At 72.5% G+C, this 25,321-nt stretch carries 21 protein-coding genes; 15 read left to right on the top strand and 6 right to left on the bottom strand.

Features of this window, described 5'->3' with window-relative positions; all coding sequences use genetic code 11:
• Positions 1-140 precede the first annotated feature (140 nt).
• From IPK37_08015 to IPK37_08030, 4 genes are read left to right on the top strand one after another with little or no spacing between them, the layout of a single operon-like run.
• On the top strand, positions 141-1,571 hold the full coding sequence (locus IPK37_08015; protein ID QQS02257.1) for a sugar porter family MFS transporter: 1,431 nt from the start codon (positions 141-143) through the stop codon (positions 1,569-1,571).
• Between the two features lie 42 nt (positions 1,572-1,613).
• Entirely contained in the window at positions 1,614-2,399 is a 786-nt protein-coding gene (locus tag IPK37_08020) for an ABC transporter ATP-binding protein (GenBank protein QQS02258.1), read from the top strand.
• Complete coding sequence (locus IPK37_08025; protein QQS02259.1) at positions 2,396-3,232, top strand: ABC transporter permease; 837 nt, start codon at positions 2,396-2,398, stop codon at positions 3,230-3,232. Before IPK37_08020 ends, IPK37_08025 begins: the two co-directional genes overlap by 4 nt.
• Before the next feature lie 4 nt (positions 3,233-3,236).
• Positions 3,237-4,022 carry a MerR family transcriptional regulator gene (locus tag IPK37_08030; protein QQS02260.1) on the top strand — a complete coding sequence of 262 codons (786 nt, stop codon included), beginning with the start codon at positions 3,237-3,239 and terminating at the stop codon, positions 4,020-4,022.
• A 22-nt stretch (positions 4,023-4,044) separates the two neighbouring features.
• Here the strand turns inward: IPK37_08030 and IPK37_08035 are convergent, their stop codons facing one another.
• Complete coding sequence (locus tag IPK37_08035; protein ID QQS02261.1) at positions 4,045-4,758, bottom strand: DUF4386 domain-containing protein; 714 nt, start codon at positions 4,756-4,758, stop codon at positions 4,045-4,047.
• 130 nt (positions 4,759-4,888) lie between these two features.
• Here IPK37_08035 and IPK37_08040 point away from each other — a divergent pair, with 130 nt between their 5' ends.
• Positions 4,889-5,719: a TetR/AcrR family transcriptional regulator gene (locus tag IPK37_08040; GenBank protein QQS02750.1), complete on the top strand. Its 831-nt coding sequence runs from the start codon at positions 4,889-4,891 to the stop codon at positions 5,717-5,719.
• A gap of 115 nt (positions 5,720-5,834) precedes the next feature.
• Here the strand turns inward: IPK37_08040 and IPK37_08045 are convergent, their stop codons facing one another.
• Complete coding sequence (locus IPK37_08045; protein QQS02262.1) at positions 5,835-6,758, bottom strand: alpha/beta hydrolase fold domain-containing protein; 924 nt, start codon at positions 6,756-6,758, stop codon at positions 5,835-5,837.
• Between the two features lie 58 nt (positions 6,759-6,816).
• Between IPK37_08045 and IPK37_08050 the strand changes: the two genes are divergently transcribed.
• From IPK37_08050 to IPK37_08070, 5 genes are all read left to right on the top strand, one after another.
• The gene (locus tag IPK37_08050) at positions 6,817-8,046 is read left to right on the top strand and encodes a UDP-N-acetylglucosamine pyrophosphorylase (protein ID QQS02263.1); all 1,230 of its coding nucleotides are present in this window, start codon (positions 6,817-6,819) and stop codon (positions 8,044-8,046) included.
• A gap of 180 nt (positions 8,047-8,226) precedes the next feature.
• Positions 8,227-9,615 carry a sugar porter family MFS transporter gene (locus IPK37_08055; protein ID QQS02264.1) on the top strand — a complete coding sequence of 463 codons (1,389 nt, stop codon included), beginning with the start codon at positions 8,227-8,229 and terminating at the stop codon, positions 9,613-9,615.
• A complete protein-coding gene (locus IPK37_08060) occupies positions 9,612-10,535 on the top strand; it encodes a carbohydrate kinase (GenBank protein QQS02265.1) in 924 nt (307 codons plus the stop codon). Before IPK37_08055 ends, IPK37_08060 begins: the two co-directional genes overlap by 4 nt.
• 133 nt (positions 10,536-10,668) lie before the next feature.
• Entirely contained in the window at positions 10,669-10,989 is a 321-nt protein-coding gene (locus tag IPK37_08065) for a hypothetical protein (GenBank protein ID QQS02266.1), read from the top strand.
• A 39-nt stretch (positions 10,990-11,028) separates the two neighbouring features.
• Complete coding sequence (locus tag IPK37_08070; GenBank protein QQS02267.1) at positions 11,029-12,204, top strand: acetyl-CoA C-acyltransferase; 1,176 nt, start codon at positions 11,029-11,031, stop codon at positions 12,202-12,204.
• Between the two features lie 113 nt (positions 12,205-12,317).
• Here the strand turns inward: IPK37_08070 and IPK37_08075 are convergent, their stop codons facing one another.
• Complete coding sequence (locus IPK37_08075; protein QQS02268.1) at positions 12,318-14,837, bottom strand: penicillin acylase family protein; 2,520 nt, start codon at positions 14,835-14,837, stop codon at positions 12,318-12,320.
• 158 nt (positions 14,838-14,995) lie between these two features.
• On the opposite strand from IPK37_08075, the gene IPK37_08080 reads away from it, so the two are divergent.
• The 3 genes from IPK37_08080 (at position 14,996) to IPK37_08090 (ending at position 18,759) form a co-directional block, all read left to right on the top strand.
• Entirely contained in the window at positions 14,996-16,855 is a 1,860-nt protein-coding gene (locus tag IPK37_08080) for a hypothetical protein (GenBank protein ID QQS02269.1), read from the top strand.
• A gap of 222 nt (positions 16,856-17,077) precedes the next feature.
• Positions 17,078-17,653 carry a GNAT family N-acetyltransferase gene (locus IPK37_08085; protein ID QQS02270.1) on the top strand — a complete coding sequence of 192 codons (576 nt, stop codon included), beginning with the start codon at positions 17,078-17,080 and terminating at the stop codon, positions 17,651-17,653.
• Positions 17,650-18,759: a lipase gene (locus IPK37_08090; GenBank protein ID QQS02271.1), complete on the top strand. Its 1,110-nt coding sequence runs from the start codon at positions 17,650-17,652 to the stop codon at positions 18,757-18,759. Before IPK37_08085 ends, IPK37_08090 begins: the two co-directional genes overlap by 4 nt.
• A gap of 669 nt (positions 18,760-19,428) precedes the next feature.
• Here IPK37_08090 and IPK37_08095 read toward each other — a convergent pair.
• Both IPK37_08095 and IPK37_08100 read right to left on the bottom strand, forming a co-directional pair.
• Positions 19,429-20,070, bottom strand: coding sequence for a maleylpyruvate isomerase N-terminal domain-containing protein (locus tag IPK37_08095; protein QQS02272.1), 642 nt, complete (start codon positions 20,068-20,070; stop codon positions 19,429-19,431).
• 80 nt (positions 20,071-20,150) lie between these two features.
• The gene (locus IPK37_08100) at positions 20,151-21,107 is read right to left on the bottom strand and encodes a helix-turn-helix domain-containing protein (protein ID QQS02273.1); all 957 of its coding nucleotides are present in this window, start codon (positions 21,105-21,107) and stop codon (positions 20,151-20,153) included.
• Between the two features lie 86 nt (positions 21,108-21,193).
• On the opposite strand from IPK37_08100, the gene IPK37_08105 reads away from it, so the two are divergent.
• Positions 21,194-21,502, top strand: coding sequence for a hypothetical protein (locus tag IPK37_08105; protein QQS02274.1), 309 nt, complete (start codon positions 21,194-21,196; stop codon positions 21,500-21,502).
• 70 nt (positions 21,503-21,572) lie between these two features.
• Here the strand turns inward: IPK37_08105 and IPK37_08110 are convergent, their stop codons facing one another.
• Positions 21,573-23,132: a GAF domain-containing protein gene (locus tag IPK37_08110; GenBank protein ID QQS02751.1), complete on the bottom strand. Its 1,560-nt coding sequence runs from the start codon at positions 23,130-23,132 to the stop codon at positions 21,573-21,575.
• Between the two features lie 167 nt (positions 23,133-23,299).
• On the opposite strand from IPK37_08110, the gene IPK37_08115 reads away from it, so the two are divergent.
• Positions 23,300-25,276 carry a penicillin-binding protein gene (locus IPK37_08115; protein QQS02275.1) on the top strand — a complete coding sequence of 659 codons (1,977 nt, stop codon included), beginning with the start codon at positions 23,300-23,302 and terminating at the stop codon, positions 25,274-25,276.
• Positions 25,277-25,321: the final 45 nt, after the last annotated feature.

Consider the following 25,321-nt stretch of genomic DNA (forward strand, 5'->3'; position numbering starts at 1 on the left):
AAAGGTAAAATGTTCTTACATTACCGCGGAGAACTCTTGAGCCGCATCGGGACCGGTGCCAGCCTGGGTGACTACTCGGCGGAGGCCCCGCTCCCCGAGGCGGCAACGCCGTCGTCGACTGGCGGCCCAGGAGGTACGGCATGTCCCACGGAGCACCCACGAATGCCTCGGCGGGGGTGGCCCTGCCGCCGCTGATCGCCGGGCCCCATCAGCGGCGCCTCGACCAGATCGCGGTCGTCGCGACCTTCGGCGGCCTGCTGTTCGGCTACGACACCGGCGTGATCAACGGCGCCCTGGAGCCCATGAAGGCCGACCTCGGCCTGACCACCGTGACCGAGGGCGCGGTGACGGCGACCCTGCTGGTCGGCGCCGCGGTCGGCGCGCTCATCGGCGGCCGGGTCAACGACAACCTCGGCCGCAAGAAGGCCCTCACCATCGTCGCGGTGATCTTCTTCGTCGGGACGCTCGGCGGGGTCTTCGCGCCCAACCTCACGATCATGCTGCCGTCGCGCTTCGTCCTCGGCTTCGCCGTGGGCGCCGCCTCCGTCACCGTGCCGGTCTACCTGGCCGAACTCGCGCCGACCGAGCGACGCGGCACCCTGTCCGGGCGCAACGAGCTCGCCATCGTCGTCGGTCAGATGCTGGCGTTCATCATCAACGCGATCATCGCCAACGTCTGGGGTCATCACGAGGGCGTCTGGCGCTACATGCTCGCCGTGGCGGCGCTGCCGGCCATCGCGCTGTTCGTCGGGATGCTGAAGATGCCCGAGTCGCCCCGCTGGCTGATCGCCAAGGGCCGCCACCAGGACGCCCTCGAGGTCCTCATGCAGGTCCGGCCCGAAGACCGGGCCCGGGCCGAGATGGCGGAGGTCGAGCACCTCGCGGAGGAGGAGGCCGAGGCGCAGCAGGGCGGCTGGGCCGACATGGCCCTGCCCTGGGTCCGCCGCATCGTCATCACCGGCTGTGGCCTGGCCATGGCGCAGCAGCTGACCGGCATCAACTCGATCATGTACTACGGCACGGAGCTGCTGAAGGAGGCCGGGTTCTCGGCCAGCGCGGCGATCCTCGCCAACATCGCGAACGGCGTCCTGGCCGTCGTCGGGTCCGCCATCTGCCTGTTCTTCGTCATCGACCGGATGCGGCGCCGCGACCTGATCCTGCGCGGCTTCCTCGCCACGACCGCGGTGCACGGCCTGATCGTCATCGCCGCGACCCTGATGCCGCAGGGCACCGCGCGGGCCTACGTCATCCTCGTGCTCTGCGTGACCTTCGTCTTCTTCATGCAGCTGGCGCTGAACGTGCCGGTGTGGGTGTGCCTGTCCGAGATGTTCCCGCTGCGCCTGCGTGGCTTCGCGATGGGCACCAGCATCCTGTGCATGTGGCTGATGAACGCGGCCCTGACCTTCGCGTTCCCCTCGATCGTCGCGGCGGCCGGGCTGCAGGGCATCTTCCTGCTGTTCTTCGTCGTGGGCGTCATCGCCATCGTCTTCCTGTGGAAGCTGCTGCCCAACACCAGCGGCCGCTCGCTGGAGGAGCTGGAGGAGTCGTTCTCGCGGGGTGACTTCCGCTGACCGCTTGACCTTGACCTTGGGTCAGGGTTGGACGCTGCTGGCATGACACCACCAGCAGCAGTGGAGATCCGCTCACTCACCAAGTCGTTCGGCGACAAGACGGTGCTCACCGGCATCGACCTGACGGCGCCGCCGGGCCAGATCCTGGCCCTGCTCGGCTCCAACGGGGCGGGCAAGACCACGCTCGTCCGCATCCTGTCCACCCTCATCCCCGCCGACGGCGGATCCGCCGCGGTCGACGGCCACGACGTGGCGAAGCGGCCCGGCGACGTCCGCGCCGCGATCCGCCTCACGGGGCAGTTCGCGGCGGTCGACGAGGTCCTGACCGGCCGCGAGAACCTGGTCCTCATCGCCCGGCTGCGGCGCGTCCCCGACCCGGGGCAGGTCGCGGTCGGGCTGCTGGACCGGTTCGACCTGCAGGACGCCGCCGACCGGCCGGTGAGCACCTACTCCGGCGGCATGCGCCGCCGGCTCGACATCGCGATGAGCCTCATCGGGGACCCGTCGGTGCTCTTCCTGGACGAACCGACCACGGGCCTGGACCCGCAGTCGCGCCAGGAGGTGTGGCGGATGGTCAAACAACTCGCCGGCGCCGGGACCACGGTGCTGCTCACCACCCAATATCTCGACGAGGCCGAGGCCCTGGCCGACCGGATCGCCATCCTGCACGACGGCCGGATCATCGCCCACGGGACGCTGGCCGAGCTGCGCAGCCTCTTCCCGCCCGCCCAGCGGAAGTACGTCGAGCGGCAGCCGAGCCTGGAGGAGATCTTCCTGGCGGTCATCGGCCACGGCTCGCCCGCGGGCGCCCGGGGAGGTGCGCGATGACGCCGTACGTCGTCCGCGAGACCGGAATCCTGACGGGCCGATCGGTGCGGCACATCCTGCGCAGCCCGGACACCATCCTCACCACCGTCGTGACCCCCATCGCGATGCTGCTGCTGTTCGTCTACGTCTTCGGCGGCGCGATCCAGGCCGGCGGCGCGATCCCCGGGGCCGCGCAGGACGGGGCGCGATACGTCGACTACCTGCTTCCCGGCATCCACGTGATCACGGTGGCCTCCGGTACGGCGTACACGGCCTTTCGCCTGTTCACGGACCGCACCGGCGGCATCGTCGAGCGGTTCCGTTCGATGCCGATCGCGCGCTCGGCCATCCTGTGGGCGCACGTGCTCACGTCGGTGCTGGCCAACGCGGTCTCACTGCTGCTGATCGTCGGCCTCGCGCTGGTGATGGGCTTCCGCTCCGGGGCCGGGCCGCTGGCCTGGCTGGCCGTCACCGGCCTGCTGATCCTGGTGACCCTGGCCCTGAGCTGGCTGGCCGTGATCCCGGGGCTCACCGCCGGCTCCGTGGACGGGGTGTCCGGATTCTCCTACCCGCTGATCTTCCTGCCGTTCGTCAGCTCGGCCTTCGTGCCGACGGACGGGATGCCGGCGGCGGTCCGGTGGTTCGCCGAGCGTCAGCCGGTCACGCCGATCGTCGACACGCTGCGGAACCTGATGGCCGACCGGCCGGTCGGCACGGATGGGGCAGTTGCGGTCGTCTGGTGCGTCGCCCTCCTCGTCGTCGCCGTGGCGCTGGCCGTCCTCATCGACCGTCGTTCGGCCGGCGGCGCGGCCGGGCAGGCGCCCGACGTCAGCCCCGCCGGGCCCGCAGACTAGAGCCATGCTGACGATCAGCCAGCTGGCGGCGTACGCGGGAGTCACGGTCCGCGCCGTCCGCCATTACCACGCCCGGGGATTGCTGGCAGAGCCGGAGCGGGACCACTCGGGCTACCGCAACTACGACGCCGCGGCCGTGGTCGAGCTCATCAAGATCCGCACCCTCGCCGAGGCCGGCGTCCCGCTGGCGCGGGTGCGCGAGCTGCTGGCGGCGGACGAGGCGGAGTTCGCGGCGGCGGTCGCGCAGATCGATCGCCGCCTGCGGGCCGAGATCCGCGACCGGCAGCGCCATCGGCAGCGGATCGCTCAGCTCGCCGCCGGGGACAGCCTCGTGCTGCCCCCGGCGGTGGTGGACTACCTGGACCAGCTCCGCGCCCTCGGGGCGACGGAGGAGATGATCGCCCCCGAGCGCGACGCCTGGATTCTGATGGCGGCCCGCTGGCCGGAGCGCATCGCCGCGATGATGGCCGCCAAGACCGCCCAGCTGGACGATCCCCGGGTCACCCGCATGTACGAGCTGTTCCGTCGCATCGCCGCCCAGTGGGACGACCAGGCACTGTCTGTCGAGGTCGCGGACCTGCTGATCGAGGAGGCCGACCTCCTGCACGAGCTCCTCCAGGAGGCCGAGGCGGCCGGTCGGCTCGACCGGGAGCAGCCTTTCGACGCGAGCTACACCCAGCTCATGGACTCCTTCGCCGACGACGCGCACCCGGTTGTGGCGCACCTGCGGGGGCTGATCGCCGAGCGCGGCTGGAGCGGATGGACCCGCATCGAGCGGCGCACCAGCTGAGCTGGTGCAGGGCGAGGCCAGGTCAGTGCGTCCGTACCGCTGGCCGGGTGCTAGCGGGAGCTAGCATCGCTCGGTCGTGCGGCAGGCGCTCGTCGGCCGGTGATCGGAGCCCGCGCAGCGCCAGGTAGGTGGCCAGGCAGATCTCCCAGGCGAACAGCGGAATCGCGAGGGCCGGCTGCGGGCTCCCGAGCCCGAACAGGACGACGAGATTCATGCCCGCCACGAGCGAGGCACCGACCAGGCCGAGCACCGGGATGAACGGCGCGACCAGCCGGCGGCGCAGAAGGAGCGTGGCCAACACGGCGGCGTTGACCGGGTTGATCAGGCCCGGGCCGACCAGGAAGGTCCAGTCGTGCAGCAGGTGGAAGCCGCTCACCACGGCGGGCTCGAGCCCGGGGGCGGCGGTGCTGGCCGGCCGGGCCACGGCCGGCAGGATCGCGAGCACCCCCACCAGGATGACGGTGGCCTCCAGGGTCCGTAGGGCGACATAACCCAAGGCTGCGCCCCGGCCGTGACGCCGCAGCAACGGGTAGAGCGCCAGTGCGGTGCCCACCACCGCGACCGCCAGTACCACCTCCAGCACGGCCGCGAGCAGCACGGATTCGCGTCCGGCCAAGTGCGCCCCGGGGTCGAACGACGATCCGCCGTACAGGGGGACCGCGGCGACCGAGGTCACCCAGGTGAGGAGGTAGAGCCCGGCCGCGCCGAGCGCCAGGCGCCGTTCAGAGGTGGTCATGGTGGGATCCTTTCGATCGGGAAGGTGTACGTCGTATACCTTGACGCTGAGAAGCGTAGGCGTACGATGTACACCTCGTCAACCGATCGAGCCGTCACCCAGGAGAGCGATGCCGCCCGCGCGCCGGACCATGCGGAAAGGCACCCCGCAGGGCCTCACCTCCGCTCCCGAAGCCCCTTCTCCTGCGGCTCCCGATGCCGCCCTCGCGGCCGCCTCCCAGCGGCCGCCGCGGGAGCGGCGGGAGCGGCTGTCCCGCGCGAAGGTCCTGCGGGCAGGGATCGAGCTCGCCGACGCCGAGGGGCTGGACGCGGTCACCATGCGGCAGCTGGCCGACCGGCTGGGGGTGGTGCCGATGGCGCTGTACAAGCACGTGGCCGACAAGGAGGACCTGATCGACGGCCTGGTGGACACCCTCATCGAGGCGATCCCACCGGCACCGGCCCAGCCGGCCGAGCGATACGCCGACGCCGTCCGGGAAAGTCTGCTCGCGGCGCGCGCGGAGTTGCGGCGGCACCCGTGGGCGCGGCGGGCCATCGAGACCAGGACGGCGCGAACCCCGGCCGTGCTGGGTCACATGGAGCGGATCAGTGCGCTGTTTCTGGGCGCCGGGTTCTCTCCGGACTTGACCCACCACGTCATGCACCTGCTGGGCAACCGGATCTGGGGGTTCAGCCCCGAGCTTTTCCCGGGCGCGCCCGCGGCCTCGTCATCCGCTGCGGCCGGACCGGGCGCGGACGCCGCCGGTGGCGCGGCTGACCAGGGCCGCGTCGCCCGTCGCCGTACCGCTGTCGCTCCCGACCCGGCGCACTACCCGGCCATCGTCGCGATCGCCGCCGACGCCCGAGCGCGGCGCCCCGATGCGGTCGGCTGCGACGAGGACTTCGAATTCGGCTTCGCCCTCGACGTCCTGCTGGACGGCATCGACCGGCTGCACCGAGCGGGGTGGTCCTCCGCGATGTGAATGCCACCACCCCGTGCGACGGCACGGGGTGCTGCCACGGGTTGAGCTCGGGGTGAGCGGGGTCGCCGAGGCGCGAGTGGGGGGCAGCCGGGGGCGGTGGTGCGTCGACGCTGGGTCAGGGGGAAGCGGCGCTCGCACGGCGTAGGGCGGCGTGGATCTGCCCGGCGATCACCTCACGGGCCAGGCGGCCCTCCGTGATCGGCAACAGCGGGTAGGCGTGCACGAGGTCGGGGGCCTCGCGGTAGGTGACCGGGACGTCGGCCGCGCGGAGCTTCGCGACCAGCAGCCGCACGTCGGGGACCACGATGTCGAGGGTGCCGCAGGTGATCACCACCGGGCCCAGGCCGGTCATGTCCCCCTCGATGGGGCTGACCATCGGATCGCTCAGACTCAGGTCGCCGCGCCACGCCTCCGCGAAGACCCGGGTGCCCTCCACCGCCAGCCACGGATCGAGGCGGGCGACCTCGGCGATCTCGGGGTTGTCGAGCCGCGCGTCGACGGCGGGGGCGATGAGGACGGTCAGGGCCGCCGGGGCCCGTCCCGCGTCGCGGCGCCGCAGCGCCGTGGACAAGGCGATCTGCCCGCCGGCGGAGTCCCCCGCGAGGACCAGCGGCCCGTACTCGGCGCTGGCCTGTTCGGCGAGGTCGGCGACGACGGGGACGACCTGGCCCGCCGTGCCGAACGGCGCGAGCGGATAGATGGGCACCACGGCAGCGACCTGCGCCTGGGTGACCACCTGGGCCACGAATCGCCAGTGCAGCGCATGGATCTCGTGCACCCAGCCGCCGCCGTGGGCGTAGACCAGCACGCCCGTGGGCGGGGCCGACTTGGGACGCAGCGTGTACACCGGCCAGCCGGCGAACCGGCCCGCCTCCACCGTGACGTCCGAGCGCAGCAGGCGCTTCGGCGGGGCGTAGCGCAGCGGGCGAGTGGCCAGCGTGCGCAGGTGATTCTCGGCCTCGGCCGGGTCGGCCCAGACCCGCCGGGCGTTCAGCGCCCGCAGCAATCCGGCCGCGGCTCGTGCGGACCAGCTCGGCATCGATCGCTCCGTTCCGTGGTGGACTGCGGCCGGGGATGCCGGGGCATACCCTTCCCCCATGCCGGATTCCAGCCTGCCCGACGATCTGGCTCCGCGGGGCCTAGCCACGGTGCGGTCCCTCATCGCCAAGGGCGTCACCATCCCGAACCCGCTGAGCCTCGACATCGGCGACGACGTGGACGTCGACCGGATCAGCGGCGACGGCGTGGTCGTCCACCCCGGCTGCCGCATCCACGGCGCCAAGACGGTCGTCTCGGCGGGCGTGGTGCTCGGCCGCGAGGGACCGGTCACGGTCGAGAACTGCCGGCTGGGTCCGAAGGTGCAGCTCAAGGGCGGGTACGCCGCCAACGCCGTCTTCCTGCAGGGCGCCTCCATGGGCCTGGGCCACCACGTCCGGGAGGGCTGCCTGCTGGAGGAGGAGGCCAACGGGGCCCACTGCGTCGGACTGAAGCAGACGATCCTGCTGCCCTTCGTGACGCTGGGTAGCCTCATCAACTTCTGCGACGCCCTGATGGCCGGCGGCACGAGCCGCAGCGACCACAGCGAGGTCGGCTCCAGCTACATCCACTTCAACTTCACGCCCAGCGGCGACAAGACGACGCCGTCGCTGTTCGGGGACGTGCCGCGCGGGGTCATGATGCGGGAGCGGCCGATCTTCCTCGGCGGGCAGGGCGGCGCGGTGGGGCCGGTGCGCACGGCGTACGGCTCCGTGGTGGCCGCGGGATCGATCCTGCGCAGCGACGTGCGCACCGAGGACACCCTGACCGTCGTCGGCGGGATGCAGTCCCTGTCGCAGGCGTTCGAGCCGGACAGCTACCGCAATCTCACGACGCTGCTGGCCAAGAACCTGCGCTATCTGGCCAACCTCGACGCGCTGGAGCAGTGGTACCGCCACGTGCGCCGGCCCTTCTTCGCCGCCCAGCCGCTGGGCGAGCTGGTCTACGAGGGTGCCCTGGAGATGCTCGCGCTCGCGCGCGCGGAGCGGGTGGCCCGGCTCCGCAAGCTTGCCGGCCGGTTGCCGCAGGTCAACGACGCGCAGCGCACCTTCGTCGCGCAGGCGGACGCTGTGGCGGCGATCTTCGGTACGGCGTCGCCGGCGCCCGATCGGGGCCTGGTGGCGGCGCTGGCCGCCGAGGCCGAGCGCGGCGTTGCCTATCTCGACGCGGTGCGGGCCCTGCGCTCGGAGGACGTGGCGCTCGGCGTGGGCTGGCTGTCCGAGGTGGTGGAGAGCCAGTACGGCCGGGCGACCGCGCTGCTGCCGGCGGTGGCCCGACTCCCGATGGGCTGACGACCCGCGCCCGTCGACTCCGAACGGGCGCCGTCGGAACGAACCGGACCACATCGGAATTACTCCATGAATTTGTCCCCGGTTCATTTCCCGGATCTTGACGTTCCAGAGAAAACCTTGTGGAAAGCATGACGCTCGGCAGTAACACGGCTCGGGACGTGCTCCACGAAGGTATGACGCATGAAGCCCCTCGTCATTCGCAGCGCGCTCGTCGCGTCGCTCGGCGGTCTGATCTTCGGATTCGACACGGCCGTGATCTCCGGCACCACCGATTCCCTCAAGCGCGTGTTCGAACTCGACGACGGCGGACTCGGCTTCACGGTGACGACCGCGCTCCTCGGCACCATCGTCGGGGCGCTCACCGCGGGCAAGCCGGCCGACCGCTACGGCCGCCGCACGATGCTCTTCGTCATCGGCGTCCTGTATGTCATCGGCGCCCTCGGCTCGGCCCTGACGGGCAGCCACGTCCTCTTCATGATCGCCCGATTCCTCGGCGGGGTCGGTGTCGGCGCCGCATCGGTCTGCGCGCCGATCTACACCGCGGAGGTCGCCCCACCCGCCGTACGCGGTCGCCTGGTCGGGCTCGTGCAGTTCAACATCGTCCTCGGCATCCTGCTGGCCTACCTGTCGAACACGATCATCCGCCAGGCCATCGGCGGCGACGACGCGTGGCGCTGGATGTTCGGCGTGATGGCCGTCCCGGCCGTCATCTTCCTGGGGCTGCTGTTCGGGGTGCCCGAGACGCCGCGCTGGCTGATGTCCGTGGGCCGTCGCGAGCAGGCCGAGGCCATCTCCCGCCGGCTGTGCAGCACGGAGGAGGAGAGCCGCCAGCAGATCAGCGAGATCCACGAGTCGCTGGAGGCGCAGAAGGACCAAGAGTCGGTGGCGTTCTTCACCAAGCCGCACGCGAAGGTCATCATGCTCGCCTTCATGATCGCGATGTTCAACCAGATGTCGGGCATCAACGCGATCCTCTACTACGCCCCCGTCGTCATGGAGAAGGCCGGCGCCTCGACGGACTCGGCGTTCCTCATGAGCGTCGCCGTCGGCTTCATGAACCTCATCGCGACCATGGCCGCCCTGACCGTCATCGACCGCATCGGGCGCCGCTCCCTCATGCTCGTCGGCTCGATCGGCTACATCCTGTCGCTGGGCTTCCTCGCCGGCGTCATGTTCGCCTACGACGGGCACTACGACAGCACGTCCTCGATCCTCGTCCTGGTGGGCCTGCTCGCCTTCATCGCCAGCCACGCCTTCGGCCAGGGCTCGGTGATCTGGGTGTTTATCTCGGAGATCTTCCCGAACCGGATCCGCGGGCGCGGCCAGAGCCTCGGCTCGCTGACGCACTGGGTCTTCGCGGCGGTCACCTCCTGGGCCTTCCCACCGATCGTCGGGGCCCTGGGCGGCGGCGTCGCTTTCTCGATCTTCGCCGTGTTCATGGTCGGCCAGCTCCTCTGGGTGCTGAAGGTGATGCCCGAGACCAAGGGCGTCCCGTTGGAGGAGATGGAACGCAAGCTCGGGCTCGTCCACGACCCCGCCGCCGCGGCTCACCCGGGGAGCCGGGCATGAAGATCCTCGCCCTGGGAGAGGCCCTGGTGGACGTCGTGGACACCGGCGGCGAGGTTACCGAACACGTGGGCGGGAGCCTGCTCAACGTCGCTTGTGGCCTGGCCCGGCTCGGCCTCGACGCGACCATCGCCGCATGGATCGGCCGCGACGAGCGCGGGGACCGACTGCGCCAGTGGGCCGAGTCGTCCGGGGCGGCGTTCGCCCCGGGTAGCGATGCCGCGGACCAGACGCCCGTGGCGTACGCGAAGATCGACGCGGCCGGGCGCGCGACGTACACCTTCGACCTCACCTGGGACGTGCCCGACCTGGACGTGGGCACGTACGGCCACGTGCACACCGGCAGCATCGCGGCGACGCTGGAGCCGGGTGGCGCCAAGGTGCTCGACGTCGTACGGCGTACGGCGGGGACCGTCTCCTACGACCCCAACGTGCGGCCCGCGCTGATGGGAAGCCCGGAGGCCGTGCTGCAGCGCGTCGAGGACATCGTCGCGGCGAGCGACCTCGTCAAGGCGAGCGACGAGGACGTGGCGTGGCTGTACCCGGGGCGGCCGATTGCGGATGCGGCCCGTCGTTGGCTGGAGCTCGGCGCCGGGCTCGTGGTCGTGACGCGTGGGCCCGACGGCGCCTCCGTGTATCTCGGAAGTGGCGAGACGTACGACGAGCCCACCGCCGCCGTCGATGTCGGCGACACCGTCGGCGCCGGCGACTCCTTCATGGCCGGGCTGGTGGCGAAGCTGTGCGAGCTGGGTTACCTCGGCGGCGACCAGGCCGCGGCCCGGCTGCGGTCGGCGACCTGGGACGAGCTGCGGCCGGCCCTGCGGCAGGCCATCGCGACCTCGACCATCACGGTGAGCCACCGGGGGGCGTACGCCCCCACCCCGGACGAGGTGGCCGGGCTGCTGGCCAGCCTGGCGGGGTAGCTCCCCGCCGCTGGGCTTTGGGCGGCATGCGCCGGTTTGTCGGCAACGCCCGGCTGTCTAAGGCGGGTCGTCGTCGCCGGCGGCGACTAGATTTGCGAGGGACCGCGTACGTCGTTCGAGCCCAGGAGTTCCCATGCCCGACCAGCCGGATGTTGCGAACACCGAGGCAGGCACCCGCCAACCCAGCAACCGCATCGGCACCGACTTCCACCTGAACGAGAAGTTCGTCGAGGTCGTCGGGCCGCAGAAGGCGCAGGCGCTCGTCGACCTGCTGAACCGCATGGTCGAGGAGCACGACGGCGCGCCGATCAGCGAGGTCGCAGACCGGCTGCGGCAGCACCTCGGGGGCATCGGGGTCCAGATGAGCGAGCCGGAGATCGACAGCTTCGCCGACCAGATCGTGCGCTCGGAGCGTTCCGTCGGCGAGGTCGAGACCAACCCGAACGAGGCGTAGCCCCGGCGCCGGGGGATACCGGCGAGTAGTCTGGCGCGCATGGCCGAGGCGCTGATCGTCGATGTCGTCCGCACCCCCTCCGGCCGGGGCAAGCCCGGCGCCGCGTTGTCCGGTATCCATCCGGCCGAGCTCCTCGCGACGGTGCTGCGCGCCCTGGTGGCGCGCACCGGCATCGACCCCGGCGCCGTCGACGACGTGATCTGCGGCTGCGTGCTCCCGGTGCGCGGCCAGGCGTTCAACATCGCCCGCACGGGCCTGCTCGTCGCGGGCTACCCCGAGACCGTCCCGGGGGTGACCATCGACCGCCAGTGCGGGTCGAGCCAGCAGGCCGTGCACTTCGCCGCGCAGGGGGTGCTGGCGGGCTCGTACGACGTGGCGATCGCGTGCGGCGTCGAGCAGATGAGCGGGATCCCGATGCCGACCCCGGCGATGGACGCCGCGCCGTTCGCGCCGCTGGCCGCGCGCTTCCCGAGCCTGCCCCACCAGGGCATCTCCGCCGAGCTCATCGCGGCCCGCTGGGGCCTGTCGCGCGCGGACTGTGATGCGTACGCCGCGCGCAGCCACCGGCTCGCCGCGTCGTGCGCGGCCGACGGGGCCTTCGCGCGGGAGATCGTGCCGGTGAGCCTGCCGGACGGCACGGTGGTTGACACCGACGAGACGATCCGGGCCGCGACGACGCCGGAGAGCCTCGCGGGGCTCGCGCCGGCCTTCCATTCCGAGAAGGTCGCCGCCCGCTACCCGCAGATCGAGTGGGTCATCACGCCGGGCAACTCCTCGCCGTACACCGACGGGGCCTCGGCGGCGTTGATCGTCAGCGAGGCGGCCGCGGCGCGGTGGGGGCTGACGCCGCGCGCGCGGATCGCGGCGCTGGCCGCGGTGGGATCCGACCCGGAGTACATGCTGACCGGGCCCATCCCGGCGACCGCGAAGATCCTGGATCGGTCCGGGCTGAGCCTGGACGACATGACGACGTACGAGGTCAACGAGGCGTTCGCGCCGATCCCACTCGCCTGGGCCAAGGAGCTCGGCGCCGACCCGGAGCGGGTGAACCCGCGCGGCGGCGCGATCGCGCTGGGCCACCCGCTGGGCGCCTCGGGCACCCGGCTGCTCGCGACGATGGTCAACCACCTGGAGGCGACCGGCGGTCGGTACGGGCTGCAGACCATGTGCGAGGGCGGCGGGATGGCCAACGCGACGATCGTGGAGCGCCTCTGACCGCGTCAGCTCCGGGCCTGGTCCGGGGTTGGCGTCACGCCGCGCGATCAATACCTCGGTGATCGCCTCGTCGGAGGCCACCACCGGAGGTATTGATCGTCACGGCAAACGCCTCACCGCAGCTGGGTGGTCTCCTTGCGTGCCGTCGTGGCCTGCACCCACGTCAGGTCCTCGTTGCGGCACCCGAAGCTGGCGTACAGGTCCAGCTGGTCGGCGTAGTGCCGGGACTTCGTGCCGTCCGGCGCGATGAAGCCCGACTGACCGGGCGGAGCCGCGATGCAGAGCCGCGCCTGGCTGCGGTCGGAGCGCAGGACGGCCATGTTGTTCTCGGTGCCGCGGTCGGCATACTCCGGCCCCACCAGCGCCTCGTCCGCGCCGGCCTGCGGCACGCCGAGGAAGTTCTTGTAGCTGTAGCCGATCCGGGAGATCGGCACCGTCCAGGTGGCGAGGTTGGTGCCCTTGCTGGCCCGCAGGCTCGCCATCGCCTCCTGGTAGGTGGCCAGCAGCACGTCCTGGGGGTTGGTGCCGTTGAAGAAGTCCGTCTTCTGCGGCACCCCCGCCTTGGCGCCGAGGATGCCGTTGTAGACGAGCTTCAGCCCGGCCGCCGGCCGCACCGACAGCTGCTCGACGGGCCGGGCGTAGCCGGCGCCGGAGTACGCCGCGAAGACGTCCGCCGGGAGGTCGTCCGCCAGCACCTTCTTGACCAGGATGGGCAGCCAGGTCCGCATGATGGCGGGCTGCGGCCCGTCGTACACGCCGTCGCCGTTGCGGTCCCGCGTCTCGCCCGACCACGTCGTGACCAGCTCGACGTCCTTGCGGACCGGGTCGTTCTTCGGCAGGCCGGCGACGGCGGCCGTCAGCGTCGGGGCCAGGTAGCGCAGGTTGAGGTCCGCGAAGGAGAACTTCTGGTTGAGGTCCCACAGCTGCTGGGCGGTGAAGGTCCGCTGGGAGGACAGCGCCGCGTTGATCTCGGTGACGCGGTCGACCACGGACCAGTTGCCGTAGTCGTTGTTGAACCCGGGGGCGGCCTGGTTGTTCCAGTTGGCGATGTAGCCCTGGGCGGGGTTGAACGTCCACGGGTTGGCGCTCGGCGGGTTGATGCCCTTCCACTCCATGGACCCGTCGCCGACGGCGGGCAGGCGGACGTCCTGGTTGTCCGGCCGGACGGGGAGGCGACCCGGGCTGACGTAGCCGATGTTGCCGTCCTTGTCGGCGTAGTACCAGTTGATCGAGATCGCGAACTGGCCGGCCAGCTCCTTGAATTCGGCGAAGTTGCGGGCCTTGGCGAGCTTGACCCAGGCGAGCAGGGAGCCGACCTCGTAGCCCTCCCAGGACCGCTTCTTGCTGTAGGCGACGCCCTTGGCCGCGTCGACCGAGGTCACCGGCCCGTGGACGGTGCGGACCACGTCGTGCGCCACGTCCGCGGCGCCCTTCACCTTGATGGTCTCGGTGCGCACCGTCATGTCGCGGTAGTCGCCGTTGAACAGGTAGCGGCGCGGGTTGGCGGGGTCGAGCTTCTCGGCGTACATGTCGACGACGTTCATCGGGCCCGCGGTCGCGCCCCAGGAGATGTCCCGGTTGGTGCCGAAGATGACGGCTGGGTAGGCGAACGGGGTGTTGCCGGCCATGTCGTAGCCCGCGCCGTGCAACCCGATGCCGAAGACATAGCCGGGGTTGAACCACTGGAACTGCGGGCCGTTGATCAGCACGGAGTTCGCGTCGGCGGTCTTGGCCTTGCCGGTGATCCAGATGTTGGATGCCTTCGGGCCGACGTCGGGCCAGCGGTCGCCGCCGGCCCGAGTCGACATCTCCACGCCCGCGTCGCGCAGCTCCGGCGAGACGCCCGCCTGCCCGGTGCCGGCCTTTCCGGGAGCGGCGGGGGTGGCAGGAGCGGCGGGGGTGCCCGGGCGGGGGACCGTCGTCGGCGCGAGCGCGTCCTCGGGCCAGACCAGCTGGTCGAAGAGGGCGCGTCCCTTCTCCGGACCGTACGCCGTGGTCAGCTGTGCCAGCACCTGGGCGTTGGGGATCTCGGCCGTCGAGTCGCTGTAGCGGTTCGCCATCGTCCCGACCCAGACCATGGCGACGTCGTACGCGGACCACCGACTCGGCGTGAACCCATAGTCGGTGAACTGCTTCGGCAGGAGCTGGCCCGGGTTGGCGGCGACGGCGTCGAGCCACTCGTTCATCCCCGCGGCGTAGCCGTCGAAGACGTCCCGGTCCTCCTGGGGCAGCGCGGCGATCTGCTCCTTGATGGAGTCCGGGCTGGCGCCGGTGCGGGTGTCCTTGTCGAGGGCCAGGTACTCAGCGCCGAGCACCTCGGCGACCGTGCCCTGGGTGGCCCGCCGGGACATCTCCATCTGGAAGAGCCGGTCCTGGGCGACGGCGTAGCCGAAGCCGCGGAACAGGTCGTACGTCGTGGCGGCGTAGACATGGGGAATGCCGTAGTCGTTGCGAACGATGGTGACAGTGCCCGACCGACCGGGCTTGTCGCGGGTGTGGCTGGGCTCGGCCTGGGCCGCGGTGCTGCCTAGCGCAAGCGCGAGGGCGGCGACGCTCGCGACGGTGATGCCCGGCGGGCGGCGGAAATGGCGAGCGGCGGATTGGCGAGCGGGGCGGGGGCGGGCCAGAGTCATGCGCGATCTCCCTCGACGTCATTGTCGGCCCCGGCGTTGCCGGCCGGGTGCGCGTCAGCCTAGGGCGAGGGCCGCTCCAACACAGTCATATTGGACACGTGTCCGGGACTTTGCGAAACTCCGGTTCGGGACAGTCCCGGATCGGAGGGTGGACGACCATGGGCGCGGACGCCGGCGAGGAGCTGCTGCGGCGCGGGGACCTCGGCGCCGCCCGGGCCGCGTTCGCCGAGGAGGCCGCGGTGGCCGAGGCGGCCGGCGACGCACCCGCCTTTGCCCGAGCCGCCCTGGGACGCAGTGGGCTATGGGTGCACGACTACCGATCCCAGCTGGACCGGGCCGAGGTGGCGGCCTGCCAGGAGCGCGCGTTGGCCGGGTTGGCCGCGGCGGATCCGCTGGCTCGACGGTTGCGGCTCAGGTGGGAGGCCGAACGCCGCTACGGCGGCGGCGACGACGCCGCGATCGACGCACTGCTGGTGGAGGCACGCGCTGCCGACGAGCCCACGTTACTGGCCGACGCGCTGCACCTCGCCGGGCAGTGCCTCCTGGGACCACAGCACGCTTCGCGGCGACTGGACCTGGCGGAGGAGCTGATCGCACTGTCGCCCATCACGGGTCGCCCCAACGATGGGCTGCTGGGCTTGGCGCACCGAGCGCTCTGCCTGCTCGAGCTCGGCGACGGCCGCTCTGGTCGCGCGATCGCCGAGCTGCGCGCCGGCCTCGCCGCCGACGACCATGCCGCCCTGCGCTACGTCCTCGACACCGTCGAGGTGTTGCGCGCCGTCGGCTCGGGTCGGCTCGGCGAGGCCGAATCGCTCGCGCATGCCGCCCACGAGCGGGGGGTCGCGGTCGGCGATGCCGACGCCGACACCTGGCACGCGGCCCAACTTCTCGCGATTCGATGGTTTGAGGGCCGCGGCGCCGAGATGCTCGCGATCTGCGAGGCCTTCATCGACGCGGTGGACGTGGCCGAGCCGGCCGCGGCGGCGTTCGTGGCGGCGGGCGGAGTGGCCGCCGTCGAATGTGACCGAGACGACGTTGCCCGGGCCTGTCTGGCCCGACTGCGGGCAGGCCCCGGTGCCCTGCCCGTCTCGACCAGTTGGCTCGCCGCGCAGTTCGGCATTGGCGAGATGGTCGTCGCCCTTGGCGACACCGATGCCGCGATCGAGCTGATCCGGACGCTGACGCCCTACGCGGGCCGGCCCGCCATCGTCAGCCGGGGCGTCGTCACGTTCGGGTCCACCCACCGTCCGCTGGGCCTGGCAGCGGCCACCATCGGGCGCTGGGAGGATGCCGTCGCCCATTTGTCCCAGGCGCTGCGGGACGACCTGGCCACCGGCACCGTGGTGGCCGTCCCGCACACGCAGTGGAGCCTCGCGGACGCGATGGAGGGCCGCGGCGCGCCGGGGGACGTCGAGGAGGCCGCTCGGTTGCGACGGCTGGCGGTGGAGCAGGCGGAGGCCTGGGGGTTGACCGGCCGGGCCGTGGCCTGGCGAGAGCGGCTGGCGCCCCGGGCCGTGACGCTGCGGCGAAGGGGCCGGACCTGGGACCTGTCCCTGGGTGCCCGCCATGCCGAGCTGCCCACCACGGTCGGGATGGGCTACCTCGCCGAGTTGGTCGCCAACCCCGGGGTGGAGATCCCCGCGGCAGAACTGGTCAGCCGGTACGCCGTGGGACAGGCCCGCGCCGAGAACGTCCTCGATGATCAGGCGATTCGGGCCTACCGGGCCAGGATCAGCCAGCTGCGTGGGGCGATCGAGGACGCCGACGCGACGGGGGACGTGGTAGCCGGGACCCGGGCCGAAACGGAACTGGACGCCATCATGGGGGAGTTGGCCCGGGCCACCGGGCTGCGTGGTGAACCGCGGGCGTTCGCCGACGCCAACGAACGGGCCCGCGTTGCGGTGCATCGAGCGATTCATCGCGCATTGGCCGCGATCGACCGGGCGGACCCGGAGATCGGGGGCGTCCTGCGGCGGCGTGTCAGCACGGGCGTCCGATGTCTCTACGACCCCGAGTGAGACTGACTCCCTGCGACGAACTCGGTCTCGGGCGGACCAGGCATCCCATCCGGCCCCGCGACGGCCGACTTGGCCGACCCGAGACGACCCGGGACGCGCCGGGACGTGCCCGTACGACGGGGACGTGCCGAGGCGACACGGCGATGGCACGGCACGGCACGGTCGCGTCACGCCGAAGGGGCAGGCGGTGAACAGGCACCGCGGCAAACCCTTGGAGGTCAGATGTTCCCCGCCCCACAGGCCCGCACCGACGGCCCGCACCAGCTCGCTCGCCCCTGGTGCATCCGACCGCTGACGGACGGCGACGAGCCCGCCGTACGGCAGGTGTTCGCCGCGCTGTCCGGCCCCTCCCGCCTGATGCGCTTCCACGCGCCGGTGCCCCGGTATCCCAGCACGTGGTGGCGCACGCTGGGACGGGTTCGACCCGGGGCGGCGGACGTCGCCCTGGCCTGGGCCGGCGAGGCGCCCATCGGGCACGTCATGTGGACTCGCATGGTCGGCTCGGAGGCCGACCTCGCCGTCGCCGTCGTCGACTCCTGGCAGGGGCGCGGGGTGGGCCACGGCTTGGTCGAGCACGCCGCCCGCACAGCCGTCCGGGTCGGCATCACCCGCTTCAGCTGCTCCATCCACCCAGACAATAGGTCCGCCCGGCGGTTGGCCCGCTCGGTCGGCGCGGATCCCCAGCACGGCGGACGCGAATGGCAGGTGGACCTGGCGGCCGGGGCATGGGCCGGGATGCCGCCCCCGCACGCAGCGGGTGAGTTCCGCCGGTCCATTGCCGGAGGTGCGGCAGCATGACCGCCGTCGACAACGCCGTACGGCGGGTCCCGCCGCCAAGCGCCGACCCCTTCTACGCGCCCGTGTCCACCGCCGCACCCCCCGGGACGGTCCTGCGGGTCCGTGCGGTGACGATCGCCACGCGGGTGGCGTGTCTGGCCCAGCAGGTCGTGTACGCCTCGACGGACACGCTGGGCCGGGCGACTGCCATGTCGGGCACCGTGCTGGTGCCGGAGCCGAGGTGGCCCGGTCGCCCGCCGGCGCTGGTGAGCTTCGGTGTCGGCGTGCACGGGCTGGCCCGGGACGCCGCACCGAGCCACCAGCTGGTTGCCGGCACCGAGGTTGAGTTGCCGCTGATCGAGGCGGCGCTGGCGCGGGGCTGGGCGGTGGCCGTCGCCGACGGCGAGGGGCTGGGCATGCCGGGCCCGCACACGTACGGCGCGGGTCGGGCGGGCGGGCACGCCATGCTCGATATCGCGCGCGCGGCGATGCGGTCCACGCCCGGCCTGCACCGAGCGACGCCCCTGGCGCTGTGGGGCTACTCCGAGGGGGGCCGGTGCGCGACGTGGGGTGCCGAGCTGGCTTCGACGTACGCGCCTGAACTCCCCCTGGTCGCGCTCGCCGCCGGCGGAGTCCCCACCGACCTGTACGTCGTGGCCCGCACGATCGACGACGGCCCCTTCGCGGGGCTCAATCTGGCGGTGCTCGTCGGTCTGGCCCGCGCGCACGAGCGTCCCGAACTCCTGGAGATCCTGACCGAGCGGGGTCTGCGGGCCGCGCGGCGCGCCGAGAATCTCGACGTGATCGGCCTGGTCCTGGGCTGTCGGCGGCCGTTGGCCACGCTCACGGTCCGTGCCCAACCATGGGACGATCCGCACTGGCGCGACCTGCTCGAGCGCGAACGGGCCGGCCGGGGGCTGCCGCGGGTGCCGGTCTACCTGTACCACGCGGACCAGGACGGCATCGTCCCGCCGCACTTGGGCCGTGACCTGGCGCGGTCCTACCGCGACCGCGGCGCGGACGTCACCGCCGTCGAGGTCGAGGCGCCGGATCACCTGTCGGGTGCCCATCTGGGAGCCGCCGGGGCGCTCCGCTGGCTCGCTCGGTACCTGCCGGGCAGGGAGTAGGAGCGCAGGCGAGCCGCGTCGCCCGCGGGGCCCGAGCGCGCCGCGGGTCGGGTAGGCGGCGCCGCCCGACGCTACGACGTACGGTCGCCGCCGGAAGCCCTCGGGGCGCCGGGCGGCGGGGCCTCGTGCACGCCGAAGGCGTCGCTGACGACCGAGGCGACGTACGCCGAGTGGGGCACCCCTCCACTGCGCTGGCCACCCCGGTGGGGTGGAGCTGCACGTCGTACGGTGGGGGCGCGGAAGCGCCGGGTCGCTGCAGCGTGACCCGCACCGTCGTCGCGTCGGTGCCGGCCAGGGGGAGGTCGACGAACCCCGCCACCAGCACGGACCGCTGGTTCGGCTCGCCGGCCAGGGTGGTCGTGCGGCAGGTCTCGGCGAGGCAGAGGGTGGCCGTCAGGTCGGCCCGGCCCTGCGCGTCGGTGGCGCCGTCGACGGCGGAGATCCCCACGCCGCTGACCGCCCCGGCGGCTGGGCACGCCTGCGCCACGCCCTGTTGCCCGCAGCCGGCCAACGCCATGCTTGCGGCGGCGACCGTCCCGAGGAGGGTCGCGGTTCGTCCGGCTCGTCTCGCCGCGCCCGTCGTACGCACGCGTTCCACGGTAAGCGCGGCAGGCCTTTGGGCTGGTGAGGACCCGCGCGAGTCGCCCTGGGGCGCTCGTTGCTCAGGGTCTAGACGACCGAAAACCGCTCCGGCGCAGCCCGGCCCGTGAGGCCGCGGAGTGCCTCGGCGTACCGGTCGCTCTCCCCGGCCAACCCCGCGGCGAAGGCGAGCGCGACGACGCGGGCGCCGACGGGGGATTCTGCGGGCAGGCTCAGCGCCCGGCGCAGGTCATCGGTGTGCACGACGAGCTCGAAGATCCGCGACGGCAGGTAGTCGGCCAGCCGCATGACCCCGGCCAGCGTCGCGCATGGCGCGTCGTCGCCGTGCGCGGCGATGTCGGTCGTCGCCGTCTCGAAGAGGCTCCGCAGGCCCGCCACCGGGTCCGCCCCCAGGGCCCGCCCGGCGACCCGGCCGCGCTCGGTGACGGCCGCCGGGTCCGTCGCGACGAGCGCCAGCGCTCGGACGTAGTCGAAGGCATGCGCCAGCTCGATGGCGCGTCCGGCGCCGCTGGCCAGGTATTCCGACACCGTCACGAAGGACCGTGACGTGTGCCCGACCAGGTCCCGGATCGTCCATTCGCCGAGGCCGGGGCTGTCCCACGCGTCGGGTGGTACGGCGCCCGCGGTCGCCACGAGCGCGCGGCCCGCCTCGGCGTAGTCGGTGCGCAGCTGCTGGGGATCGAAGCCGACCGTACGGCGAGTCTGGTTCATGGCGGGCACTGTAACGAGCGCGGCGCGTCCGCGGAACGGCCTCGCCGTCGGAGCGAGCACGGCGCCGGGCGGCACCCAGGTCAGCACGCGAAGCGGGCGCGGTACGCCGTGGGGGACGTGCCGATGACGCGCCGGAAGTGGGTCCGCAGCACGACTGGCGAACCGAACCCGACGCGGGAAGCGACCTGCTCGATCGAGAGATCGGAGGCCTCGAGAAGGTGCCGCGCCGCCGCCACGCGCTGGTGGCTGAGCCACTGGTGCGGCGTCGTCCCGGTCTCCGCGGCGAACCGACGGGCGAAGGTCCGCGGCGACAGGTGCGCGTGGGCGGCCATCGACTCCGCCGAGTGCTCGCCGTCGAGGTGCTCGGCGAGCCAGTCCAGCAGGGGCGCCAGGCTGTCGGCGGCGCAGGGGGGCACCGGGCGGTCGACGTACTGCCGCTGGCCACCCTCCCGTTGCGGGGGGACGACCATGCGGCGCGCGATGTATGTCGCGACGGAAGCCCCCAGCTCCCGACGGACGACGTGCAGGCAGGCGTCGATCCCGGCTGCCGTGCCCGCGCTGGTGACGAGCCGCCCCTCGTCGACGAAGAGGGAGTTGTCGTCGACGGTGACGGCGGGGTGCCGGCGGGCCAGTTCGGCGCCGTACATCCAGTGCGTCGCGCATTGCCGCCCGTCGAGGAGGCCGGTGGCGGCGAGCGTGAACGCCCCGGAGCACATCGACAGCAGGATGGCGCCCTCGTCGTACGCCGTGCGCAGGGCCTGGATCACGGCGGAGTCGGGGGCCACGTCGCCCGGGTCAGTGGCGCCGATGATCACCAGGTCCGCGCCGCGCAGCCCCTCCAGGCCGTGCGACGGCAGGAGCGCGATCGCCGCCGCGTGCTTGGTGCGTACCGGTCGGCCGGGATCCGCCGCGCACACCCGGAATTCGAACCCGGGAGCCCCTTCTGCGGTGCGATCGATGCCGAAGACCTCTGCGCCGATGGCGAACTCGAACAGCGACAGGGGCTCCAGGGCCAGCGCGGCGACGGTGCGCAACATGGCCCGACCCTAGCTGGCGAGAATCTTTCGCACAATGTCATCTGTGCCGCTCGTGGCAGTATCGCGATGAGCGAACCATTAACGCCATGGACATCGTCTTCGCCATCCTGACCCTCCTTGCCCTCGCCGCCGCCCTCGAACACCGGCATCGCCGTACGTTCAACGATCCCGATCCTCGCCGGCCCGATCCCCGCCGGCCCGATCCCGACGACCCCGACCGGAGGCGCGCCGTGGCGGAGTTGCGTGCCGCCGCGGGTCGGCGAGACTCGACGGTACGCCGGGTGGGTGCCGCGCTGGCCGCCGCGGGCTCGGCGGTTCCGCACCACGCGCCGCGGAATTGGCGGGTGGTGCGGCCCGGAGGACCGACCGCGGCACCGCGTGCCGCTGACACGTGAGCCGCCGACGCGTGAAGCCGCCGACGGACAGCCCCTGCGTGGGCGTCCGGCGGCGGCTTCTCGCGGCTGGTCAGGCTTCGAGAACCGAGCGCGTGACCGCGTTCTGCTCGGTGAGCACACCCGTGATGATGTTCTGGGCCTCGTTGATGCGGTTGATCGTCTCGGTGACCTGCTGCAGGGCGGTCACGACGCTGCTGGCGTCCGACTGGATCGCCGTCACCTTGCCGTCGACCTCCTCGGTCGCCTTCGCCGTCTCGCGCGCCAGGTCCTTGACCTCGTTGGCCACGACCGCGAAGCCCTTGCCCGCCTCGCCGGCGCGCGCGGCCTCGATCGTCGCGTTGAGCGCGAGGAGGTTGGTCTGCTCGGCGATGCCGGTGATGACCTTGACGACGTTGCCGATCTCGATGCTGCTCGTGTTGAGGTGATCGACGATGGCGCTGGCGTTCGACGCGATCTGCTGCGCGTCGCCGGCGACCCGGCTCGCCTCGATAACGTTCTTCTCGACCTCGGTGATCGAGCTCAGCAGCTCGGTGCCGGCCGTCGTGATCCGGTCCTGGGCGCGATGCCGCTCGATGGCGCTCGAGACCAGGAACGCGACGTTGTTCAGGGCCGTCTCGCGGTCCTGCGAGAGCACCAGGGTGCGGGTGTTGAAGAAGTCCATCGTGCCGATGACCTCGTCGTGAACGATGATCGGAAGGCAGACGCCGGACTTCACGCCGGCGCGCTGGGCGGCGGGGGCCCGGACGCAGTCGGTGACCGTGCCCAGGTCGGGCTCGAAGACCAGGGCGCGCGACGACCAGGTCCGCCCGGCCAGGCCGACGCCCGACGCGAAGGTCGCGTCCCGGGTGACCTGAGCGAATTCGGGGCTGGGGGCGGCGCCGGACTCCACGCTGTTGCGGAGCACCTTCTCGGCGGGGTCGACGGCCCAGAACGACCCGTACTCCCAGCCGAACTCGGTCCGCGCCGTGTCGAGCGCCGCGCGGACGGTGTCCTCCTCGCCGCGCGCCGCGGCGGTGGCGCGCACGACCGTGTTGATCGCCGCCATGTCCTTCTGCGCCTCGGCGCGCCGGCCGGCCTCGGTCACCCGGTCGAGGGCCTGGCTGACGAGCTTGCCCACCGTCTCCAGAACGATCAGGCGGATGGGGCCCGGGGTGTGACCGGGGTCGGTGAAGAAGTCCATCGTGCCGACGACCTTGCCCTCGACGAACAGGGGAAAGGCGACCGCCGAGAGGATTCCGCTCTGGCGGGCGACGGGGGCGCGGACGCAGTCGGTGACCTCGGACAGGTCAGCGGCGAAGAGCAGCTTCTTCTCCTTCCAGGCCCGGCCGGCGAGGCCGATGCCGTGCGGGAAGGAGGCCTCGCGGGTCACTCGCTGGAAGGCCTCGCCCACCGAGCCGGACTCCTTGCGGAACTCCAGGGCGTTCGTGTCGGGGCTGATCCACCAGCACGAGGCGTAGTTGCAGGCGAACGACTTGCGTACGCTGTCCAGCGCAACCGAGATCGCCTGGTCCGTGCTGGTCGCGGCGCCCAGCTTCTCGGCGACGTCGGCCAGCGCGGAGACATAGCCGCGCAATTCGTCGTCGTGGGAGGTGGTGGCTGCGGCGCTGGGACGGTGGGCGCGGGACAGCAGGCTCACGGCGGGGTCCGCTTCTGCTTAAAGACTTGGGTCGTTCGTGAGAATCGGCGCAAACGCGGCTTTCCTTACCCCGATAACGAAACTCGTGGCCCAACGCTGGCCCCCGTGTGCGCAAGGATGGTGCGGTCGTCGGTCGGGGTGGGAGCGGGGGAGACGGACTCATGGGATCTCGGACCGGGCGGGTCGTGGCGGCCGTCGTCGCGCTCCTGCTCATCGCAGGCGCCGCGGTCGGGTATCGGGTCGTGCAGGATCGGCGCCGCGCCGACGCGTTGGCGGCGGCCGCGGCCACGCTGGCGACGACGCTGACCACCGGCGACAACCCCGGTGCGGTCATCGACGGGGCCCCCGACCTCAAGGCCCTGCTCACCGACGCCAGCGACCTCCAGCATCGCGTCGACGTCGTCAGCACCCGCGTGGACGGTGAGCGCGGGTCCGCCCAGCTGCGCCACTCCTGGACCCTGCGGCGCGGCGATCCCGACTTCACCTACCCGGCGGACGCCACCTTCGTGGAGCGCGACGGCCGCTGGTACGCGTCCTGGCAGCCCGGCCTGCTGGCCCCGGGGCTGGCGGACGGCGAGCGGCTGCGCGCCCAGCGCACGCCGGCCACCCGCGCGGACATCCTCGACGCCGCCGGGCAGCCGATCGTCACCCAGCGACCCGTCCAGCGGGTCGGCATCGACCGTGGGCAGGTCTCCAAGGAGGTCGCGACGGCCTCCGCGGCCCGCCTCGCCGAGGCGATGGGCCTGGAGGTGCCACCGTACGTCGAGTCCGTGGCGGCCGCCGGCGAGAAGGCGCACGTCGTCGCCATCGTCGTGCGCGATCACAGCCCCGAGCTGGCCAAGGCGAAGACGCTGAGCCTGCCCGGCCTGCTGCTGCAGCCGGACCAGCTCCCGCTCGCGCCCACCGCGACCTTCGCCCGGCCCATCCTGGGCACCGTCGGCGAGGCCACCAAGGAGCTCGTCGAGAAGAGCGACGGACGCGTCAAGGGCGGTGAGGTGACCGGGCTCAACGGGCTGCAGGCGTCGCTCGACCCGGTGCTCGCCGGCCGGGCGGGGGAGGCGCTGCACGCGGTACCCGCCGCGGGTGGGTCGCCGCGACTCCTTTCGGCCGCCGCGCCCGCGGCGGGCACCCCTGTGCGGCTCACCCTCGACACCCGCGTGCAGACCGCCGCGGAGGCTGTCCTCGCCCCGCTGACGACCACGGCCTCGGCGCTCGTCGCGATCCGTCCCTCCGACGGGCACGTGCTGGCCGCCGCCAGTGGGCCTGGGAGCCAGGGGATGTCCACGGCGACCCTGGGCCAGTACGCCCCGGGGTCCACCATGAAGGTCGTCACCTCGCTGGCGCTGCTGCGCGCCGGGCTGACCCCGAACTCGCCCATGTCCTGCCCCGCGACCCTGTCGGTCGACGGGCACACCTTCAAGAACTACGACGGCTACCCGGCGGCGCACCTCGGCGACATTCCCTTGGTCACCGCGTTCGCGCAGTCCTGCAACACCGCGTTCATGGGGGCGCGCGGGAGCCTGCCGGGCGGGGCGCTCGCGCAGGCCGCCGCCGGGCTGGGGATGACGGCCGAGCCGGCGCTCGGCGTACCGGCCGTTCTCGGGGCCGTCCCCGAACCCGCCGGCGAGACGGAGAAGGCGGCGAGCCTCATCGGCCAGGGCAAGGTCGTCTCCTCACCGCTCGGCATGGCCGTCGTGGCCGCGTCCGTCGCGGCCGGGCACCCCGTGGCGCCCACCCTCGTGACGTCCCCGGCGGGCCAGCCGGAGGGCGCCGGGGGCTCGTCCCCGACCGCGGGCTCTCCCCAGCCCAGCGTCCAGCAGTCCGCCTCGCCACAGAGCTCGCCGACGGCGCGGGCTGAGGCCCCGGTCACCGGCGGCGAGGCGGCCGCCCTGCAGGGCCTCATGCGGGCCGTCGTCCAGCAGGGGAACTCGACGTTCCTGCAGGCCACGCCCGGCGGGGAGGTGTTGGCGAAGTCGGGGACGGCGGAGTACGGCGCCGCGACCCCGCCGCGCACGCACGCGTGGATGATCGCCGTCCAGGGCGACCTCGCCGTGGCGGCGTTCGTCGAGGACGGCACCGGCGGGGCGAGCGACGCCGGCCCGCTGGTCAAGCAATTCCTCACCCGGCTCGCGTCGTAACCGCGACCCTCGAGATCTCAGGGCCCGCCGGCCGGCGGTCGACGG

The sequence above is a fragment of the Austwickia sp. genome (genome assembly GCA_016699675.1).
Lineage (GTDB): Bacteria > Actinomycetota > Actinomycetes > Actinomycetales > Dermatophilaceae > Austwickia.

Bases quoted from the DNA above. Each gene is read 5' to 3' on its own strand.
- IPK37_08050 (QQS02263.1), top strand. From the start codon at position 6,817: ATGCCGGATTCCAGCCTGCCCGACGATCTGGCTCCGCGGGGCCTAGCC.
- IPK37_08020 (QQS02258.1), top strand. From the start codon at position 1,614: ATGACACCACCAGCAGCAGTGGAGATCCGCTCACTCACCAAGTCGTTC.
- IPK37_08055 (QQS02264.1), top strand. From the start codon at position 8,227: ATGAAGCCCCTCGTCATTCGCAGCGCGCTCGTCGCGTCGCTCGGCGGT.
- IPK37_08015 (QQS02257.1), top strand. From the start codon at position 141: ATGTCCCACGGAGCACCCACGAATGCCTCGGCGGGGGTGGCCCTGCCG.
- IPK37_08030 (QQS02260.1), top strand. From the start codon at position 3,237: ATGCTGACGATCAGCCAGCTGGCGGCGTACGCGGGAGTCACGGTCCGC.
- IPK37_08070 (QQS02267.1), top strand. From the start codon at position 11,029: ATGGCCGAGGCGCTGATCGTCGATGTCGTCCGCACCCCCTCCGGCCGG.
- IPK37_08095 (QQS02272.1), bottom strand. From the start codon at position 20,070: ATGAACCAGACTCGCCGTACGGTCGGCTTCGATCCCCAGCAGCTGCGC.
- IPK37_08035 (QQS02261.1), bottom strand. From the start codon at position 4,758: ATGACCACCTCTGAACGGCGCCTGGCGCTCGGCGCGGCCGGGCTCTAC.
- IPK37_08075 (QQS02268.1), bottom strand. From the start codon at position 14,837: ATGACTCTGGCCCGCCCCCGCCCCGCTCGCCAATCCGCCGCTCGCCAT.
- IPK37_08060 (QQS02265.1), top strand. From the start codon at position 9,612: ATGAAGATCCTCGCCCTGGGAGAGGCCCTGGTGGACGTCGTGGACACC.
- IPK37_08090 (QQS02271.1), top strand. From the start codon at position 17,650: ATGACCGCCGTCGACAACGCCGTACGGCGGGTCCCGCCGCCAAGCGCC.
- IPK37_08085 (QQS02270.1), top strand. From the start codon at position 17,078: ATGTTCCCCGCCCCACAGGCCCGCACCGACGGCCCGCACCAGCTCGCT.
- IPK37_08045 (QQS02262.1), bottom strand. From the start codon at position 6,758: ATGCCGAGCTGGTCCGCACGAGCCGCGGCCGGATTGCTGCGGGCGCTG.
- IPK37_08100 (QQS02273.1), bottom strand. From the start codon at position 21,107: ATGTTGCGCACCGTCGCCGCGCTGGCCCTGGAGCCCCTGTCGCTGTTC.
- IPK37_08115 (QQS02275.1), top strand. From the start codon at position 23,300: ATGGGATCTCGGACCGGGCGGGTCGTGGCGGCCGTCGTCGCGCTCCTG.
- IPK37_08065 (QQS02266.1), top strand. From the start codon at position 10,669: ATGCCCGACCAGCCGGATGTTGCGAACACCGAGGCAGGCACCCGCCAA.
- IPK37_08105 (QQS02274.1), top strand. From the start codon at position 21,194: ATGGACATCGTCTTCGCCATCCTGACCCTCCTTGCCCTCGCCGCCGCC.
- IPK37_08080 (QQS02269.1), top strand. From the start codon at position 14,996: ATGGGCGCGGACGCCGGCGAGGAGCTGCTGCGGCGCGGGGACCTCGGC.
- IPK37_08025 (QQS02259.1), top strand. From the start codon at position 2,396: ATGACGCCGTACGTCGTCCGCGAGACCGGAATCCTGACGGGCCGATCG.
- IPK37_08040 (QQS02750.1), top strand. From the start codon at position 4,889: ATGCGGAAAGGCACCCCGCAGGGCCTCACCTCCGCTCCCGAAGCCCCT.